The organism is Candidatus Hydrogenedentota bacterium (genome assembly GCA_013359265.1).
Classification (GTDB): domain Bacteria; phylum Hydrogenedentota; class Hydrogenedentia; order Hydrogenedentales; family SLHB01; genus JABWCD01.
Genome location: JABWCD010000021.1, coordinates 23,015 through 40,646 on the forward strand (window position 1 = coordinate 23,015; position 17,632 = coordinate 40,646).

Here is a 17,632-nt window from a genome sequence, read left to right on the forward strand (position 1 = left end):
GCGGCACCGGTCTCGCTCCCGATTACGAGAAATAATAGAGGAGAATCCCGTAGATCAGCCAGACCACAAGCAGAGCCATATCCGCCTCCTTTCGTTAAACGCGCACGCCGGTTAGGGAGAGGGCGCGCAGTACGCCGTCGTCGCTTTCCAACCCAAGGTTACGTTGGCGGGTACAGAGACGGGTATAGGTGGAGTCTGAAGGCGCTGTAGGAAGACCGAAACGCGGCGCGTACGCGATCGAACTACAGGTCCGCCAATCGGCGCGGAGTGTACGAAGCGGAAGTCGCGCCGACTATTTCGCCACCGGTTCGGAGATTGAGGCGGCGGCGGGTTTGCGCGCAAACGTTTCGGACAGGTTGACGGCGTAGGTGTAGAGCGTCGGCACGACGACGAGCGTCAGTACCGTCGCGAACGTGAGGCCGAAGATGACCGCAACGGCCATCGAACCCCACCATTGCGCGGTTTCGCCGCCGCTCGTCCATTGGAGGCTTTTGAAATCGAAGCTGATGCCGAGCGCCATCGGCACGAGGCCGAGCGTGGTTGTGCCGGCGGTAAGCATCACGGGGCGGAAGCGGATGATGCCCGCGTGGACGACAGCGTCTTCGAGGGATTCGCCCCGCGATCGCAATTGGTTGATGAAGTCGAGCAGCACAATTGCGTTGTTTACCACGACGCCCGCCAGGCTGATGCAGCCGATGCCCGTCATCAGAATGCCGAAGGGCATATCGCAGATCCAAAGCCCGAGAAATACACCACCGAGCGACAGAACTACGGACGTCATGATGACCAGGGTCTGCAGGACCGAATTGAATTGCGCGACGATCACGAGCGCAATAAGCAGCAACGCAATCACAAACGCGCGGCCGAGGAATGACTGCGTCTCTTCCAGGTCGTCGTTCTCGCCGGTGTACGCCATCGTGTATCCGGCGGGAAGCGCGAAGTCTTCGAGCTTTGCGCGCACGTCTTTGAGCACTTCCGGTGGTTGGCGGTCGCCCTGCACTTCGGCGGAGACTGTCACCGTGCGTTTACGATCGATTCGCGTGATTCTACCCAGTCCGGCGCCGGGTTCGATGCGGGCCACCGCGGAGAAGGGTACGGTCTCGCCGGCGAGGTTGGTGAAGCGCATGTTCTCGATGTTCGAGATGTCCTCGCGAAACGATTTCGGGAAGCGCACCATGACGTCGTATTCGTCGTCGCCTTCGCGGTACTCGCCGGCCTTGCGCCCGTCAATCGCGGCTTGGACCGTGAGGCCGATGAACTGCGTATTCAGGCCCATTTTCCATGCCTTTTCGCGGTCGATGATGACCCGGATTTCGGGCTTGCCCTTGCGATAGTCGTCGCGAATATCGGTGAGTTCCGGCATGTCCTTGATCAATTGCTGTACTTCGCCTGCGAGCGCGGCGAGCGTTTCGTAATCGTCGCCGCTGATCTCGATGTTGATGGGTGGGCCTGTGGGCGGGCCCATCTGCATCTGATCCACGCGCACTTGCGCGCCGGTGATCCCCTTGACGGAACTGCGCACCTCCTCGATGATTCTGCTGGGCATTACTTTGGCCTGCGCGAGTTTCGGGAAGTCCAGCGTGACGCGGCTAAGGTGCGTGCTGTTTCCGCCGCCGCGCATTCCCGCGCCGCCGAGGTCGACGCCCTGCGATCCGACATTTGCGATGACGTTTTCGAGGTTCGGGAGGTTTGGCTCGAGGAGACGCTCGACGGATTTTACGTATTCGTCCGAGGTTGCGAGGTTGCTGCCTTCCGGGAGTTCGATGTCGATGTCGGCCTGCGGCGGTTCCGAATCCGGCATGAACTGGACCTGCGCGGTGGCGAAGAATTCGGCGGTGATGGCGATCAGCCCCGTGAATGCCAGCGTGAGCGTTACGCCGCGCCAGCGCAGCGCCAGGCGCAGGAAGCGTTCGTAGCGTTTGATGATGGGATGCCGTGCGGTGTCCTTGACCTCGAACGGCAGTGGCTTCACACGCATGAACTGACCGGCAAGCGCGGGGTTAACTACGAGTCCCACGAAAATCGAGCCCAACAGCGTCGCTATCACGGTGATCGGCAGATAGACCATGAAGTCGCCGAAGATGCCGGGCCAGAAGAACATGGGGACGAACGCGACGATGGTCGTGGCGGTCGAGCCGATAATCGGCCACGCGACTTCCGCCGTTGCGCGTTTGGAGGCGGTAATGGAATCCATGCCCTGCTGCATGTGGCGGTAGATGTTTTCGATGACGACAATGCCGTTGTCGACGAGCATGCCGAGGGCGAGCGTGAGGCTGAACAGGACGACCATGTTCAGCGTGATGCCGGAGAGGTAGAAGTACGTAAACGCGATGAACATCGAGAGGGGAATCGCGAGGCCGATAAAGAACGAATTCACGAGGCCAAGAAAAATCATGATGATGGCGATGACGAGGACCAGGCCACTCAGCATGCTGTTCTCGAGATCGTTGACCATATCGCGAATGAAGTCCGATTCATCCCACGTTACGGCGACGTCGATCCCCTTCGGAAGGCGCGCGCGCTCGTCATCGAGTACGACCTTGACGTCATCCACGATGCGGATAATGTTCTCGCCGGTGCGTTTCGACACGGCTAGCGTAATGGACGGATTGCCATTCACGCGGGAGATCGAGTCGACCTCCTTGAAGCCATCTTTCACAACGGCGACGTCGCGCAGATAGACGGTGCCGCCAGGCCCCTGCTTGACGACAAGTCCGGTCAATTCTTCCGGCGTGCGGAATTCGCCGGGCGTGCGCATGAGGAATTTCGCCTCGCCGAGGTCCATGGCGCCGCCCGGAGTGTTGACGTTCTCGAGCACCGTTACTTGGATGAGGTCCGCGGCGGATATGCCGTATTCGGCGACGCGTTCGGGGTCGACCTCGATCTGGATTTCGCGCTCGACGCCGCCTACCTTCTCGACATCAAGTACGCCCTTGATCGCTTCGATGCGGTCCTCGAAATCGTCGGCGAGTTCGTTGAGCACCGACAAGTCCGTGTTGCCCGTGAGCGAAATGACGAGAATCGGGAGCTCGCTCAAATTGATTTCGCTCACGACCGGGTCGTCGGCGTCCTCTGGAAGGTCCTCCTTGGACTGATCGACTTTGTCCTTGACCCGGCGTAGCGCATCGTCGATCTCCATGTCGGGCACGAACTCGATGACGACCGACGACACGCTTTCGAGGCTTTGTGACTTGATCTGTTTGACACCCTTGAGGCCGGCAAGCTTGCGCTCGATGGGAACTGTCACCAGCGCCTCGATATCCTCGGGCGAAACGCCTTCGTATCGCGTGGAGACGACGATGAAAGGGACGATGACCTCGGGGTTCGACTCGCGCGGCAGCGTGATGTAGGCGTACAGCCCCGTCACGGTCAATATGAGCACCATTACGTAGATAGAGACGCGGCGGTCTACCGCGAAATCGACGATTCTCACTGGAGGGTCTCGGTGACGTTGACCGGTTCGCCGGGGCGCGCGTCGCGTTGGCCGACGACGATGAGGCGGTCACCCGGTTTCAGACCGGACGTCACGTGCACATTGCTGCCCTGAATGACGCCGACTTCGACCTCGCGCAGTACCGCCTTGCCGTCTTCCTCGACAAACGCAAACCGCTTGTCGTCGATCAACGCCGTCGAGAAGATGGGAACCGCAATCGCGTCAGGATAGGCCTTGCGCACCAGGTGGGCGCGGGCGATCATACCTGGCTTCAGGCAATTGTCCGTATTGTCGATCGCGATCTCCGCCTCGAACGTGTGGGTCACGAGGTCGGCGGCAGGCGCGATCAGGTGAATCGTCCCGTCGAACATGCGATCCGGGATGGCGTCGAGTTGCACGTGTACAACGTCGCCGACCTTGAAATACGGGATGTCGCGCTCCGGGATGCCGATGCGCACCTTCACCTTGTGAAGTTGCACAATGTTCACCAGCGGCTTGCCCACGTCGGTGAATTCGTCCTGCTCGGAGAATACGTGCGCGACCACGCCGTCCATGGGCGACTTTGCCACGCTCTTGCGCAACTGAATTTCCATGGCGCGCAGGTCCGCCTCGGCCACGTCGCGATTGGCCACGGCGCTGTCCTGGTCGCGCGCGGCGCTCACGCCCTTGTTGGTAAGGTTCTTGACGCGGTCGAATTCCTGCGCCGCCAGGCGCGCCTGGGCCTTGGCTTGCTCGTAGCGCGTCTGCATGGCCTCGGTGTCGATGCGGAAAAGCTCCTGATCCTTCTTGACCGAATCGCCGGTATCGATGCCTTTCCACTCGACCTTGCCGGCGACCTCCGCGCTGATGGTGACGTTTTCCCAACCGTCCACGGTCCCGGTTACCGTGAACTTGTCCTCGAGCAGACCCGTGGCGATGACCTGGACCTTAACATTGGGAACGCGCTGATCGTGGTTGTTGTTGGCGCGGTTGGCCTCGCGCTCCGCATATTTTGCGGAGGCGCCATAAACGACGAGGCCGCCCAACAATACTATGACCCCGCACAGGGCGGCGGTAACGACGAACTTCTTCATACGGTCCCCTTACTGCGGTACCGAGAGCGCGCTTCCCCGCGTGCAGGGCGGTTTGGCGCGAATTGGGCCATTCGCGGTCTTGACGATGCAACTCGTAACCCGCCGCAAATTGCGGCGGCTAGGCACTCCTGACACTAGGATAGTAAAGTTGCGCGCCGATGCGCAACCGGCCCGAACACAACAAATCCAAGTTTGTGGCGACGAGACGCTCCGCACGCATGTGTCGGGCCTGCGACGTTGACGCCCGAATCCTCGCGGAGTATGCTCCTTCGTTATGCGTCCCGCGCCGAATCTGGTGGTTTGCCGTGTATCAACGGCCCGCCGGTGCGGGCCGGGGGTCTTTGGGTGATGGCGCGGCCGCGGGGCCGGCATGGGAGAACCACATAATGGACAACAAGAAGTTAACCCGGCGCTCGTTCCTTGCCGGGACAGCGGCGATGACGATTGCCGCCGGGTGTACAACGACGAAGGGCAAGGCGCCGGCGAAGGTCAGCGTGAAGTCGCCGAGCGAAATGGTGAACTTCGCGGGCATCGGATGCGGCGGCAAGGGCTCGAGCGACGTGCAGGGCGCGTTAGACGCGGGCTGCAACCTCGTGGCGATGTGCGACGTGGACGAGAAGAACGCGGCGAAATTCTACAGCACCAAGGCGGGCGTCCCGACCTACCGCGACTACCGCGTCATGCTCGACAAACACAAGGACATCGACGCGGTCAACGTGTCCACGCCGGACCACATGCACGCGATGATCGCAATTCACGCGATGAAGATGGGCAAGCACGTGTACGTGCAGAAGCCGCTTGCGCACTCGATCCACGAATGCCGCGAGATGCAGCGCGTCGCCAACGAGATGAAGGTTGCCACGCAAATGGGCAACCAGGGCCATTGCGGCGACGGTGTCCGCGAGGTGTGCGAACTCATCTGGGCGGGCGCGATCGGCGACGTGAAGAAAGTCGTCACGTGGACCAACCGGCCCATCTGGCCCCAATCCATCCCTGAACCGCTTCCAGAGGAACCTGTCCCCGAAACGCTCGATTGGGACCTGTGGCTCGGCGGCGCGCCGTTCCGCGAGTACAACCACGGTTACTGCCCCTTTAACTGGCGGGGCTGGTGGGACTTCGGCTGCGGCGCGTTGGGCGATATGGCCTGCCACATCATGGACCCCGCGAACTGGGCGCTCACGCTCGGCGTTCCAACGAGCGTCGAAGTCGCCATGCAGGAAGGCAACAACGCGCAGACCGGACCCGACAAGTCCATTCTCAAATACGAATTCCCCGAGCGCAAAGGCGAACACGGCAAGATGTTCCCGGCCGTGACCCTCGAATGGTGGGACGGCCGCGATGGCAACAACACGCCGCCGCATCCCCCCGAGATTCCGGCGGAAATCGGCATCGGCGACAAGGGCAGTGGCAAGAACGGCACGTTGTTCTACGGGAGCAAAGGGTTCCTCACTTGCGAGACGTATGGCGGAAGCCCGCGCCTGTTGCCGGAGGCCGACTTCGCCAGTTATAAGAAGCCGGAACCGTCGATTCCGCGCCTCGAGAAAGGCGACCCCTACATCGATTGGGTGAAGTCGATCAAGAGCGGCAAGCCCTCCGCCTCGAACTTCAACTACGCCGCGCCGTTCACCGAGATCATCCTGCTCGGAAACCTCGCGCTCCGCGCCAGTACCAACATCCAATGGGACATCCAAAACATGCGAGTCACCAACAGCGAAGAAGCCAACAAACTGGTGACCAAGCAGTACCGCGAGGGCTGGAGCCTGTAATCGTCGCCTACGATGCATCTTTGGAGCGCGCCCCGTCGAAAGGCGGGGCGCGCTCGCTTTTGTAGTAAGATCACGGAATGTCGCGGTCCGTGAAATCCCGCGTCGTCGAAGTCGTGCGCGGGTCCCGAAACGAAGTTGCGGTCTACCAATCCGTCATTGCTGACCCACGCTGTCCGCGCGCCGCGCGGTGGTTGCTCATTGCCGCTGTGGCCTACGCGTTGTCGCCCATCGATTTTATCCCCGACTTCGTCCCCGTGTTGGGCCATCTCGACGATATTCTGGTCTTGCCGCCGCTGATTTGGCTGTCGCTGCGGATGATCTCGGCCGAACTCGTCGCAGAACACCGCGCGAAGATAATGGGAAGAGATACAACGAGTGTGAATAGTACACGCGCCAATAGTGGGGCGCTTTAGTATGCAGGCTATTGGCGCGTTAATGCGCCTGCAACAAACATCCCCCCAGCTTTCGCAGGGGGAATTTATTTACTTGTGCCCAAAGAGGCGGCCTGCCTTCGACAACACCTGCTCGGTTTTGACGCGAACGTTTTCCTTTGTGCGCGCGCCGAGGTACTTCATGCGGGCGCGCGGGTCGTGGCACGCTTTATAGCTATCCACGAACTTCTTCACGGGCTGGCCGTTCTCGCAGGCGATGAAGTACGGCGGCCGAATGTGCGGATCGTAGTAGTCGCACGACATGTACTCGATCACCCACGCCCATCGTTCATTCTCGGAGTAGTTGCGCGTCGTATAGTGGAGCGTCAGCGACGAAAAAATCAGCACGTCGCCGGGCTGCGACTCGATAAACTCTTCCTTGCACGGCTTCACGTCGCAGGAGAGGTGGTTGTCCACCTTGCTGTGCGGCAACAGGCCGAACTTGTGGCTTCCAGGCTGGAGCCATACACCGCCGTTCTGCTTGTTCATTGGCGTGAGGCCAATCCAGAACTGGAAGTGCATGTCTTTGAGTTTGTTGTACGCGTTGTCCTGATGCCAGGGGAAATCGGACCCTCCCGGGTACTTGCCCACGGCTTGGTCCCAACGAATCCAGAATTCCGGTCCGGCAAGTTCCTTCATCACCTCGATGATGCGCGGCTGCGTGGCAAAGTCTTTGAGGTACTCGGTCTCTCTCGCGATGTTACCGAAGAAGACCATGTTGTCTTTGTTCAGGCAGTGTTCACGCCCCTGCTGCGCGCCTGCCTTCTTGATTTCGGCGAGCAGTTCGGTCATCTCGTGCGGATCGAAGAAGCTGCGGAGAATCACGAAACCACGTTCGTCGAATTCCTGCTTCAACCCTGTCTTCGGTTCGGCAAGCACGTGTAAAGCCATAGCAATACCTTTTTCCAGCGGAATTGCTCCGCGACCGTGAAGGGCAGCCCCCCTCCAGCCTCGAACGCCACGTTCGATAATAAACTATATCGCGGTCTGCTGACAATGCGCTTGTCGAACAGGCCGACAAGTGAATGAGCAAAGGTTATGCCACAACGGCAAACCCCGGCCAACTTGTCTGGCGGGAACGGTTTAACGGGGCCATGCTGAACGGCCGCAGACAAGAATTGCTCAAAACTGACAACTAATTAGTCTAGCTAGATAAATTTGTCGTCAGTCTTAACCACGCGACGCGATCATTAACTATACAGTGTGCCGTGCGCGAGCGTTACTTAGTGACAATTTCCGTCACGGCTTCTTCGATGCACCGGGTCAGGGCTGCATTCATTGCCTGTGGCAGGGATTCGATACCCGAGGTGGCGAGCGGCTCGGAGGCGGCGATAGTCTTCGCCCAGACCAGTGAGCGGCCAGCCCCCTCGCGCAGTTCGAGCCGCACCTCGCAGGCCGCCGTCCACGGGGCGGTGTCACGCACCAGGTCGAATTTCCTCAACTGGCCGGTCAGAATCCGATCCGGAATGCCGAGGTCGACCGCTCGGGCCACGTCTGTGAACCGGCCGCTTGCGATGAGCGCGTCGATGAGCGCGCGTGTGGCCGCGTCGCTTGGAAGCTCGGCCCACTCGACGAGGGTGTAGATGCCCAGTTCCGCGCCCTCGCGGTAGACGATGTTCTGCTTGTACGGGCGGGCGGGTTCGAGGGGGCGCACGGCCAGCGACCTGCCCGAGTTTTCCGCTGCCGCAATCTGCGGTTTCGGTTCGATCGCGTAGCGCAACGGCGGAGACGGCTTGTTCAGGCCAACGCATCCCGCGCACGCCAAGCCCATCGCAAGCACAGCGAGTAATCGTCGAGTCATTGCGCTATTCCTTTGGCGCGGCGGCCCCGCGCACGTAGGGGTTCTGGTTCAGGGTCTCCGCCAACTGCCGGAACGATTCCATCGTTTCGTTCAACTTCTGCGTCGTCTCGTACAGGGCGTGTTGGACGTTGTCCACGGTGTGCGGAATCGAAGACGTCATGTCATTGATCTTCTTTGTCGTCTGCTCCAACTGGTCCGCGAGCGCCAACAGTTTTGTCTGCATCTTCTCGATGTCGACAGGGTCGATCTTCGCGCGAAGATCAGCAAGGGTATCGTTCGCGGTAGTACTCAACTTAGACGCGTTGTCCGCGAGCTCGCTGAACTTTTTGATTCCCGGTTTCGCGTCTTCGACGACGCCGTGCAAGTCTTCCTGTACGGTCTTGAGCGTATCGCGCGCATCGGTAATGAACGCCCGGGCGTCATCGATGAATGGTTTGATCTGATCGATGACTTCCGTGATTTTGCCTTCCGGCATGTCCTTCAGGCCGTCGTCGATTTTCTTGGCGATTTCGTTGAACGTGTTCATGAGGTCGCCGGCCTGCCCGCTGAACGATTCGATGAGCGATTCGCCGGTGGGAATAATCGCGCCGGGCGGCAACAGTTCGCCGGATGGATCTTCGTTCTGCAACGCTACGCACATCGTGCCCGTGGCGAAACTGTAGTATTCGAGGCTTGCCTCGACTCCCTGGCGCAGCTTCACCTTGTCCGGCTCGATCAGAATATCGACATACGCCTTGCCGTCGTCGCCGACGTAGATGTTGTCGACAATGCCCACGGGCACGCCGAGGTACTGCACCATCCCGCCCTTGTAGAGGCCGAGGACCGACTTGTCGAACACGATCGAATAGTGGAGCTTGCTGCCCTGGCGGAACCCGGCCACGAGCATCAGCCCGCCGGCAATGATTGCGGCGCTCAACAGGAGGAAGACGCCGACCTTCGTTTTTTGTGCGCGTGTCGCCACTGGTCCCCTCTGCCTTCAGCCCGCCAAGGCCGTACGCTGCGCGATATAGTCGTCGGGACGCCGCTCGAAGAACTGCTTCACGCGCGCAACGTCCGAATGTTCCGCTTCGTCCAACGAACCCAGAAAGATCGCTTTGCCCTGGTCGAGCATGAGTATGCGGTGCGCGATTTTCCGGATCGATTCCAGTTCGTGCGTCACGATAATGAACGTAATCCCCAAGAGTGCGTTCAGTTTCGCAATCAGGTCGTCGAGGCCCGAAGCCATGATCGGATCGAGGCCCGCGGACGGTTCGTCGAAGTAAATAACGGGTGGATCGAGCGCGATCGCCCGAGCAAGCCCGGCGCGTTTGCGCATGCCGCCGGACAGCTCGCTCGGCATGAGTTCCTCGGCGTCGGCCAAGCCCACGAGGCTGAGCTTCAGTTTGACGATCGCGTTGATCAATTCAGCGTCTGCGTTTCCGTACTCGCGCAATGGCAGGGCCACATTGTCGCCCACGGTCATCGAGTTGAACAGGCCGCCCGACTGGAACGCGATGCCGATTCCGCGTTGGACCTTCGCAAGTTCGTCTTCGTCCATCCGGGCGATCTCGGTGCCGTCGTGCCTGACGGAACCGGAGGTCGGATGGAGCAGTCCGGTCATGTGTTTCAGCAAGGTCGTCTTTCCGCACCCGCTGCCGCCGATGATCACAAACACTTCGCCGCGGCGCACGGTAAACGACACGTCCGACAGCACAAGGGTCTCGCCGTAGTGCGTCACGAGATTGCGGACTTCGATGATATCGTCGTTTTTCTCAGGCATCAGTCCAGCACATAGTAGAACAGTGTGGCGAACAGCATGTCGATTACGATAATGGCAAAGATGTCCATGACGACGGCGCGCGTGGTCATGAGGCCCACGCCGCGGGAGCCGCCCTGCACGCGCAGGCCATTGTGACAACCAATCAATACAATCACAATCGCAAACGCAAGGCTCTTGAACATGCCCTGCGAAATGTCGTTCAGGGTCGCGGCGCCGAGCGTCTGGCTCAGCCACGCGTCCCAGCGAATTTCCAGCGCGATTGTGCCCCACACCATGCCGCCCGCGATGCCGGACAGCATGCCAATCGCCGTAAGGCAGGGCATTGCGATGAGCAGCGCGAGCAGTTTGGGCGCGACGAGAAACTGCGTCACGTTGAGGCCCATGCCGCGCAGGGCGTCGATTTCCTCCTGCACCTTCATCGTCGCGAGTTCCGCGGCAATGGCCGCGCCGGTCCGCGCAGAAATTACGACTGCGGTCATGACCGCGGCGAGCTCGCGCGCAAACCCGATCATGACGAGATTGGCGACGTAGATTTGCAGGCCGAACGTGCGCAACTGCGCCGCGGACATCATTGCGATTGTCAAACCCAGCAGAAAATTCATCAGGAAATTGATGCGCACCGCGCGGACGCCCATCTCGTACAACTCGTCCGCCCACAGGCCCCACCGGAACCCGCGCCCCTCGAAGGGGCCTATCGCCGTCCAGTACACGGCATCGACAATGAGGCCCAGGAACTCGCGCACTTCCGCCGCGACCTTGATTCCGGTTTCACCGGTCTGCTCGACAAACCCCGCCGGTGCGCGGCGCTTCTTGATCTCCGCGCGCAATCCGGGCTCGATGAGCGAAACGAAGTCTGCGACTTCGCCTTGCTGCCCTTCCCAACGAAACTCAGCGTGGTTCGCGCGCGCATGGTTCGCCAGCGCGACGATCCACGCGCCGCCGCGCGCGTCCATCGCGGTCGTCTTCGCGAAATCGAGCAGCAATTCTTCGCCGTGACCGATGCCTTGCTTCTTTGCCGCTTCGAACAGGCCACGCCCGGTCTCCTGGTCGATGATTTGCGGGCACTCCAGTCGTTTCGAGGTCATTGCGCGTCGCCCGCCAGTTGCTCGAATTCGTCTTCGGACAAGACCTTGACGCCGAGTTGCCGGGCCTTATTCAGTTTGGAACCGGCTTTTTCGCCTGCAACGAGATAGTCCGTGTTACCGCTGATGTTCGACGCGGCGCGACCCCCGAGCGCCTTGATGCGATCATGGATACCGTCACGCGTGTACTTTTGCAGCGTGCCGGTGACGACAAACGTCTTGCCGTCGAACGGACGAGGGCCGGCTGTTGCCGCGCGGGCCGTTTCGCGCATCGCAAGTCCGCATTCCTTAAGCCGCGCAATTAGATCGCGGTTCTCTTCCGTGTGGAAGAAATCGTGCACGCTAGCGGCGACCACGCTGCCGATCTCGTGGATGTCGCTCAGGCCGGCCACGGGAGCGTCCATCAGTTTATCGATCGAGCCATAGTGGGATGCCAGCACCTCGCCGGTGTGCTCGCCGACGTGGCGAATGCCAAGGCCGGTTAACAATCTGCTCAGGGGGCGCCGCTTACTCGCTTCGATCGCTTCGATCAGGTTTTGCGCCGATTTCTTGCCCATGCGTTCGAGGTTCTCAAGCTGCCCCTGCGTCAGCGAATACAGGTCCGCGGGCCCTCGCACGAGCCGCGCCTCCACCAACTGGTCGATCAACGCAGGCCCAAGCCCTTCGATGTCCATTGCGTCGCGCGACGCGAAGTAGCGCAGCTTCTCTTTGACCTGCGCGGGGCACGACAGGTTTAGACAGCGCAGGTATACGCCTTCCGGGTCCTTGTGCACTTCGCCGCCGCACTCCGGACATTTCGAAGGGACCGGATACGGCTTAGAACCTTTTGGCCGCAACTCCGGAATCGAGCGAAGCACCTGTGGAATGATCTCGCCGGCCTTCTGAATCTCGACCGAATCGCCGACGCGCACGTCTTTGCGCGCGAGTTCCTCGAAGTTGTGCAGGGTCGCTCGTTTCACCGTCGTGCCCGCGAGAACAACCGGCTCCATTTCCGCGACGGGCGTCAACGTGCCCGTCTTGCCGACTTGAACCGCAATGTTGAGCAGCTTTGTGCGCGCGACTTGCGCCGGGTATTTGTAGGCGATGACCCAGCGCGGCGATTTCGACGTCGCGCCGAGCCGCGTGCGGTGCGCGGCGGAATCGACTTTGATTACAAGCCCGTCGATCTCGAAATCGAGCTCGTGCCGCTTGTCCGCCCATTTGTCCACGACGCGCAATACAGCATCGATATCGCGGCAGCGTTCGCTGTATTTGCTTGTTGGAAGTCCAAACGAGCGCAACGCCTCGAGCGTTTTCCAATGCGAATCGAACGCGTCGCCGTCCCGCGAGGCGACGTCGTAGAACACAATCTCGAGCCGGCGTTGCGCGACGGCCTTTGGATCGAGCAATTTCAGCGTGCCCGCGGTGGTGTTGCGCGGGTTCGCCAGGGGCGGTTCGCCCGACTCCTCGCGCAGCGCGTTCAGCCGCTCGAGTTCCTGCCGCCGCATGTACACCTCGCCGCGCGCTTCCAATGCTGCCGGCGGTCTGCCTTCCAGGCGCAACGGTACGGCGCGAATCGTTTTCACGTTCGCCGTAACGTTGTCGCCGCGCTCGCCGTCGCCGCGTGTCGCCGCGCGGACCAATGTGCCCTTTTCGTAACGCACCGAGACGGCGACACCGTCTACCTTTAGCTCGGCGACATACGTTGGCGCGTCGCCGCCAAGTCCGCGCTGGACGCGCTCGTCAAATGCGCGCAATTCGTCCGCGTTGTAGGTGTTGTCAATCGAGAGCATCGGCACGTCGTGCTCGACCGTCTCGAACCCGTCGAGCGGCGCGCCGCCGACGCGTTGCGTCGGGCTGTCCGGCGTGATTAACTCGGGAAACTGCGCCTCGATCTCCTGCAATTCCTTCAGAAGATGGTCAAACGCTTGATCCGAGATTTCCGGGGCTGCGTCAACGAAGTACAACCGGTTGTGCCGCTCGATTTCCGAACGCAATTTGGCGCAGCGCTTGCCCGCGTCGTCGAACGTTTTTGCAGCTTTCCCACCCATTGTCGCGATTATACTTATCCCTATTTGGGGCCGCACGTTCCCAACGATATACCGCGAGGCGGCCATGGGGCAGGTTATCTGGTCAGAAGCGCCCGAACGACCGGGTCAGATCTGGAAATCAGTCGAGCGCGACGCCTCGACCGGGGCGGGACGCTGAAAGATGCGGCTAACGAGCGCGACCAGTTCCCGCGCGCGGTACGGCTTCTGTAGGAAGTCCTCGATCTGGTCCGAGTCAAACCGAAGCGCCGCGTCGGCGCGGCTGTATCCGCTTGAGACCACGACGCGCACGTCGTCACGGACTGCCTTCAATGCGCGAAACGTTTCTTCGCCGCTCATGCGCGGCATCGTCATATCGAGGATGACAAGGCCGACCTCATCGGCGTGGGCGCCGAAAAGATCGATGGCTTCTTTCCCGCTGGACGCCGTGAATACGGTGTACCCGGCACGTTCGAGTCCATGCTTGCTGACGTTGATTACGGCTTCTTCGTCGTCCACGACGAGCACGGCGCCGTCCGCCGATGGCGCCGATTTGCGCGGCGCTGTGGCGGCTTCGACGGCCTTTGAAACGGCTGCGGGCAGATAGACCCGGAACGTGCTGCCCTTGCCCACGGCCGAACTGACGGATATTGCGCCGCGGTGGCCGCGCACGATGCCTATTACGGCGGCAAGGCCCAGGCCTCGCCCGGTGAATTTGGTTGTGAAGAACGGATCGAAGATGCGCTCGATGAGCCGCTCGTCCATGCCGCAGCCGGAATCGGATACTTCGATCACGGCATGGGTCCCGTCGGTCAACGTGCCGACGATGTGGCGCGCGGCGAGCATATCGTGGTCAATGTGCTCGACGCGGAGCGAAACCGTTATTACGCCTTCGTTATCGCCGTAGGCTTCCGACGCGTTTGCAACAAGCCCGGACAGCACCTGGCGCAACTGCGATTCGTCCGCGTGGATCGATGCGTCGCCGTCCAGGCGGTACTCGATCCGGTGGTGTTTGCCGATGGACGCGGCGAGCGAGGGCGCCGCCTTTTGCACGAGGTGGCGTAAATCGAGCCGCTTAAAGGTAAACGTCGCGCGCCCGGAGTAGGCGAGCATCTGCTGCGACAGGTTCGCAGCGCGCTGCGCCGCCGACTCGATTTGTTCGAGGCAGCGCTTCACGCGCGAATCTTCGGGCACGTCAAGCATCGCGATGCTCGCGTTCCCGAGCACGCCCATCAGGAGGTTGTTGAAATCGTGCGCGATACCGCCGGCCATCACACCGAGGCTCTCGAGTTTCTCCGCCTGGAGCACGCGCGTGCGCAGCGTTTCCCGTTCGGTCTCCGCGCGTTTGCGATCCGTGATATCGCGCATGACCGCGAGGACCGCCGGCTGGCCGAGGAAGTCGATCATCGTGGTGTGGATATCGACGTGGATCGGCGTGCCGTCCTTCGCGAGATGTACGCCCTCGCAACGATACCGCTTCTTCGCGAGTTGCTCGCTCAACCGTTCCTGAAAGCCTGCCGCAAATTCCGGCGCGTCGAAATCGTGCGTGCGCATCCTCAGCAGTTCTTCGCGCGTATACCCCATGCGCGCGCACGCGGCGTTGTTGCACTCGAGTATCCGGCCGTCGAGGTCGTGAACGAACAGCGCGTCTTCCATGCTGTGCAGCAGCGTGCGCAGCCACGCCAACTCTGAGTGCGACTCGTCCATGCGCTAACGTGCAACTCCCGGCTGCCGCCCGAACTCCGCGGCGCCCCGATATCGAACCGCGCAAGGGAATGCTAGTTCCCTATTCACGGACAAACAGCAATCAGCCTACTTGCGCGTCGTGGCTTTGTCAACGCCAAACAACCCAAATTCCGGTTTTTCGCAGCTTCGCGACGCCGTTCCGCTTTTTGGACGCGCGACGCCCGGAGTCGTATTATCCATACCGTGACGCTTGGGTTGCGTTTCGCGGTGTTCCGAGCGTCCGCGTTTTTTGGGGGAACATGCTATGCGGTTGTTGTTGACGATGGTGTGCCTGACCGGATTGTCATTCACTGCCACGGGCCAGGACGAATCGGCGAAGTTCTACGTTGCATCGAACGGAAACGATTCGTGGTCGGGGCGTATTCCGGAGCCGAACGCCGACAAGACGGACGGGCCTTTCGCCACTGTTCAGGGCGCGAAAGCCGCGATGCGCGCCAATTTCGAGGACTGGAGCCGCAGGCTTGGCACTGTGCGGCCGGTAGAGATTCTGCTCCGCGAGGGGACGTATCGCATCGCCGAACCGCTGCATTTCACGTTCAAGGACTCCCAGTGGTTTGTCATGCCGCGGCAAAACGTTACCTACGCCGCGTATCCCGGCGAGCGCGCGGTGATTAGCGGCGGCGTGCCGATCACGAATTGGCAGCAGGAAGGCAAACTCTGGGTGGCGACGCTGCCGGAGGTTGCGGCAGGCACGTGGAACTTCACCGCGCTGTGGGTGAATGGCGAGTACCGCTGGCGCGCACGCACGCCGAACGAGGGCTACCTGCGCACGGCGGGCAAAGCGCCCGCGATCAAGGACGCAGAAGGGAAGGAGAAACCGTCGAACGTCGCGTTCAAGTTCGCGCCGGGCGACATTCAACATTGGAACAATATCGAGGACGCGATGATCGTCGCGATGCATTCGTGGGACACGTCGCACAACCACATTGCCGCGATCGACGACGCGAACCAGATTGTCACGCTCGTCGGTGGGAGCGGCGCGTGGCCATTCGAGAACTGGGGACCGAAGCAACGCTACTACGTCGAGGGATTTCGCGAGGCGCTCGATGCGCCGGGCGAGTGGTATCTTGACCGCAAGAAGGGCTTGCTCTACTACTGGCCGAAGGATGGCGAAGACCCTGCTAAGACCGAAGTCATCGCACCAAGGGCCGATCGGCTTGTCGTAATCGAAGGAGCGGAAAACCTCGTCTTTCGCGGTCTTTCGTTCCACCACACCAATCATGTGTTGCCGCCCGAGGGTTTGCCTTGCCAGCAGGCGGCCTGGTCGGTTTCGGGCGCGATCGACGCCAGCGGCGCGCGGAACTGCGTGATTGAAGATTGCGAGATTGCGCACATCGCGAACTACGGCATCTGGCTGCGCGAGGGCTGCACGGACAACGCCATCCGCAAGAACCACATTCACGACATGGGCGCGGGCGGCGTGCGCATCGGCGTGAGCAGCGATCCGAAGACAGAGGCGGACGCGACGTTGCGCAACGTTGTGGACAACAACTGGATTCACGACGGGGGCAAGAAGTATCCCGCGGGCGTCGGCGTGATCATTCAGCGCAGTTCGTACAACACCGTTTCGCACAACGATATCAGCGACATCTATTACACCGGTGTCTCCGTCGGATGGTCATGGGGCTATGCGCCAAGCAGCGCGAACCACAATGTTATCGAGTACAACCATATTCACAACATCGGCAAGTACGTACTGAGCGATATGGGGGGCATCTACTCGCTCGGCATCTCGCCCGGCACCGTCGAACGATACAACCACATTCACGACGTTTATTCCTACAGCTACGGCGGTTGGGGCCTCTACACCGACGAGGGCAGTTCGGAGATCGTGCTCGAGAACAACGTCGTGTACAACTGCAAGACAGGCGGGTTCCACCAGCATTACGGCAAGGAGAACCGCGTGCGGAACAACATCTTCGGCTTCGCCACCGAAGGCAACATCATCCGCTCGCGCGAGGAGGACCACATTTCGTTCTTCTTTGAGCGCAACATCGTCATCTTCGACAATGGCAGGCCGCTCGGCAGCACGTGGAAAAACGGGAACTACAAACTCGATTTCAACTGCTGGTGGGACACGGCAAACCCGGACTTCACATTCGCCATCGGCGGCGATCAGAAGAAGACTTTTGCCGAGTGGCAGGCGATGGGTAACGACACGCACTCGATCGTCGCCGACCCGCTCTTCGAGAACGCCGCGGCCCGCGACTTCCGCTTGAAACCCGAATCGCCCGCGATCACGAAACTTGGCTTCCAACCCATCGACATCTCGACGGCGGGCCTCTACGGCGACGCGGCATGGGTCGAAGGGCCGAAGAAGATCACGCGCGAGCCGGTGAGCCAGCCGAAGGACTGAGGGTCAATCCATCGACCGCAGTCTCGCTTCAAGGTTTGACACAGGCGAGAAGTACTGCGTGCGGCGCACCTTCTCCACGTTAAGCAGTCCACGTGACACCAAGTCGAGTAGATCGGTACGTCCCGTTTGACGAACAACATTAACACAAGAGCTAATTTTGTACAAATTAGCATTAAATT

Annotated in this window: 12 protein-coding genes; 3 read left to right on the forward strand and 9 right to left on the reverse strand. The window is 60.8% G+C overall.

What is annotated here, in order from left to right; translation table 11 throughout:
• Positions 1-292 precede the first annotated feature (292 nt).
• Together HUU46_17530 and HUU46_17535 are read right to left on the reverse strand one after the other, a co-directional pair.
• Positions 293-3,433 (reverse strand): efflux RND transporter permease subunit, encoded by a 3,141-nt coding sequence (locus HUU46_17530; GenBank protein ID NUM55452.1) that lies wholly within the window; start codon positions 3,431-3,433, stop codon positions 293-295.
• Positions 3,430-4,506, reverse strand: coding sequence for an efflux RND transporter periplasmic adaptor subunit (locus HUU46_17535; GenBank protein ID NUM55453.1), 1,077 nt, complete (start codon positions 4,504-4,506; stop codon positions 3,430-3,432). Before HUU46_17535 ends, HUU46_17530 begins: the two co-directional genes overlap by 4 nt.
• A gap of 386 nt (positions 4,507-4,892) precedes the next feature.
• On the opposite strand from HUU46_17535, the gene HUU46_17540 reads away from it, so the two are divergent.
• Together HUU46_17540 and HUU46_17545 are read left to right on the forward strand one after the other, a co-directional pair.
• A complete protein-coding gene (locus HUU46_17540) occupies positions 4,893-6,272 on the forward strand; it encodes a Gfo/Idh/MocA family oxidoreductase (protein ID NUM55454.1) in 1,380 nt (459 codons plus the stop codon).
• 77 nt (positions 6,273-6,349) lie between these two features.
• Positions 6,350-6,685: a DUF1232 domain-containing protein gene (locus HUU46_17545; GenBank protein ID NUM55455.1), complete on the forward strand. Its 336-nt coding sequence runs from the start codon at positions 6,350-6,352 to the stop codon at positions 6,683-6,685.
• A gap of 69 nt (positions 6,686-6,754) precedes the next feature.
• On the opposite strand, the gene HUU46_17550 is transcribed toward HUU46_17545, so the two are convergent.
• The 7 genes from HUU46_17550 to HUU46_17580 form a co-directional block, all read right to left on the reverse strand.
• The gene (locus HUU46_17550) at positions 6,755-7,594 is read right to left on the reverse strand and encodes a phytanoyl-CoA dioxygenase family protein (protein NUM55456.1); all 840 of its coding nucleotides are present in this window, start codon (positions 7,592-7,594) and stop codon (positions 6,755-6,757) included.
• A gap of 328 nt (positions 7,595-7,922) precedes the next feature.
• Positions 7,923-8,504, reverse strand: coding sequence for a membrane integrity-associated transporter subunit PqiC (locus HUU46_17555; GenBank protein ID NUM55457.1), 582 nt, complete (start codon positions 8,502-8,504; stop codon positions 7,923-7,925).
• A gap of 4 nt (positions 8,505-8,508) precedes the next feature.
• Positions 8,509-9,465, reverse strand: a complete 957-nt coding sequence (locus HUU46_17560; protein NUM55458.1) for an MCE family protein — start codon at positions 9,463-9,465, stop codon at positions 8,509-8,511.
• A gap of 15 nt (positions 9,466-9,480) precedes the next feature.
• On the reverse strand, positions 9,481-10,263 hold the full coding sequence (locus HUU46_17565; GenBank protein NUM55459.1) for an ABC transporter ATP-binding protein: 783 nt from the start codon (positions 10,261-10,263) through the stop codon (positions 9,481-9,483).
• Positions 10,263-11,348, reverse strand: a complete 1,086-nt coding sequence (locus tag HUU46_17570; protein ID NUM55460.1) for an ABC transporter permease — start codon at positions 11,346-11,348, stop codon at positions 10,263-10,265. The genes HUU46_17565 and HUU46_17570 overlap by 1 nt, the downstream gene beginning before the upstream one ends.
• Positions 11,345-13,375, reverse strand: coding sequence for an NAD-dependent DNA ligase LigA (gene ligA, locus HUU46_17575; protein NUM55461.1), 2,031 nt, complete (start codon positions 13,373-13,375; stop codon positions 11,345-11,347). The genes HUU46_17570 and ligA overlap by 4 nt, the downstream gene beginning before the upstream one ends.
• Positions 13,376-13,480: 105 nt before the next feature.
• A complete protein-coding gene (locus tag HUU46_17580) occupies positions 13,481-15,058 on the reverse strand; it encodes a PAS domain S-box protein (protein NUM55462.1) in 1,578 nt (525 codons plus the stop codon).
• 283 nt (positions 15,059-15,341) lie between these two features.
• Here HUU46_17580 and HUU46_17585 point away from each other — a divergent pair, with 283 nt between their 5' ends.
• On the forward strand, positions 15,342-17,453 hold the full coding sequence (locus HUU46_17585; GenBank protein NUM55463.1) for a right-handed parallel beta-helix repeat-containing protein: 2,112 nt from the start codon (positions 15,342-15,344) through the stop codon (positions 17,451-17,453).
• Positions 17,454-17,632 lie beyond the last annotated feature (179 nt).

What these genes read in the sequence shown, in the direction of transcription:
- HUU46_17535 (NUM55453.1), bottom strand. Translation starts at nt 4,506, where the DNA reads ATGAAGAAGTTCGTCGTTACCGCCGCCCTGTGCGGGGTCATAGTATTG.
- HUU46_17540 (NUM55454.1), top strand. Translation starts at nt 4,893, where the DNA reads ATGGACAACAAGAAGTTAACCCGGCGCTCGTTCCTTGCCGGGACAGCG.
- HUU46_17545 (NUM55455.1), top strand. Translation starts at nt 6,350, where the DNA reads ATGTCGCGGTCCGTGAAATCCCGCGTCGTCGAAGTCGTGCGCGGGTCC.
- HUU46_17550 (NUM55456.1), bottom strand. Translation starts at nt 7,594, where the DNA reads ATGGCTTTACACGTGCTTGCCGAACCGAAGACAGGGTTGAAGCAGGAA.
- HUU46_17555 (NUM55457.1), bottom strand. Translation starts at nt 8,504, where the DNA reads ATGACTCGACGATTACTCGCTGTGCTTGCGATGGGCTTGGCGTGCGCG.
- HUU46_17565 (NUM55459.1), bottom strand. Translation starts at nt 10,263, where the DNA reads ATGCCTGAGAAAAACGACGATATCATCGAAGTCCGCAATCTCGTGACG.
- HUU46_17570 (NUM55460.1), bottom strand. Translation starts at nt 11,348, where the DNA reads ATGACCTCGAAACGACTGGAGTGCCCGCAAATCATCGACCAGGAGACC.
- ligA (NUM55461.1), bottom strand. Translation starts at nt 13,375, where the DNA reads ATGGGTGGGAAAGCTGCAAAAACGTTCGACGACGCGGGCAAGCGCTGC.
- HUU46_17580 (NUM55462.1), bottom strand. Translation starts at nt 15,058, where the DNA reads ATGGACGAGTCGCACTCAGAGTTGGCGTGGCTGCGCACGCTGCTGCAC.
- HUU46_17585 (NUM55463.1), top strand. Translation starts at nt 15,342, where the DNA reads ATGCGGTTGTTGTTGACGATGGTGTGCCTGACCGGATTGTCATTCACT.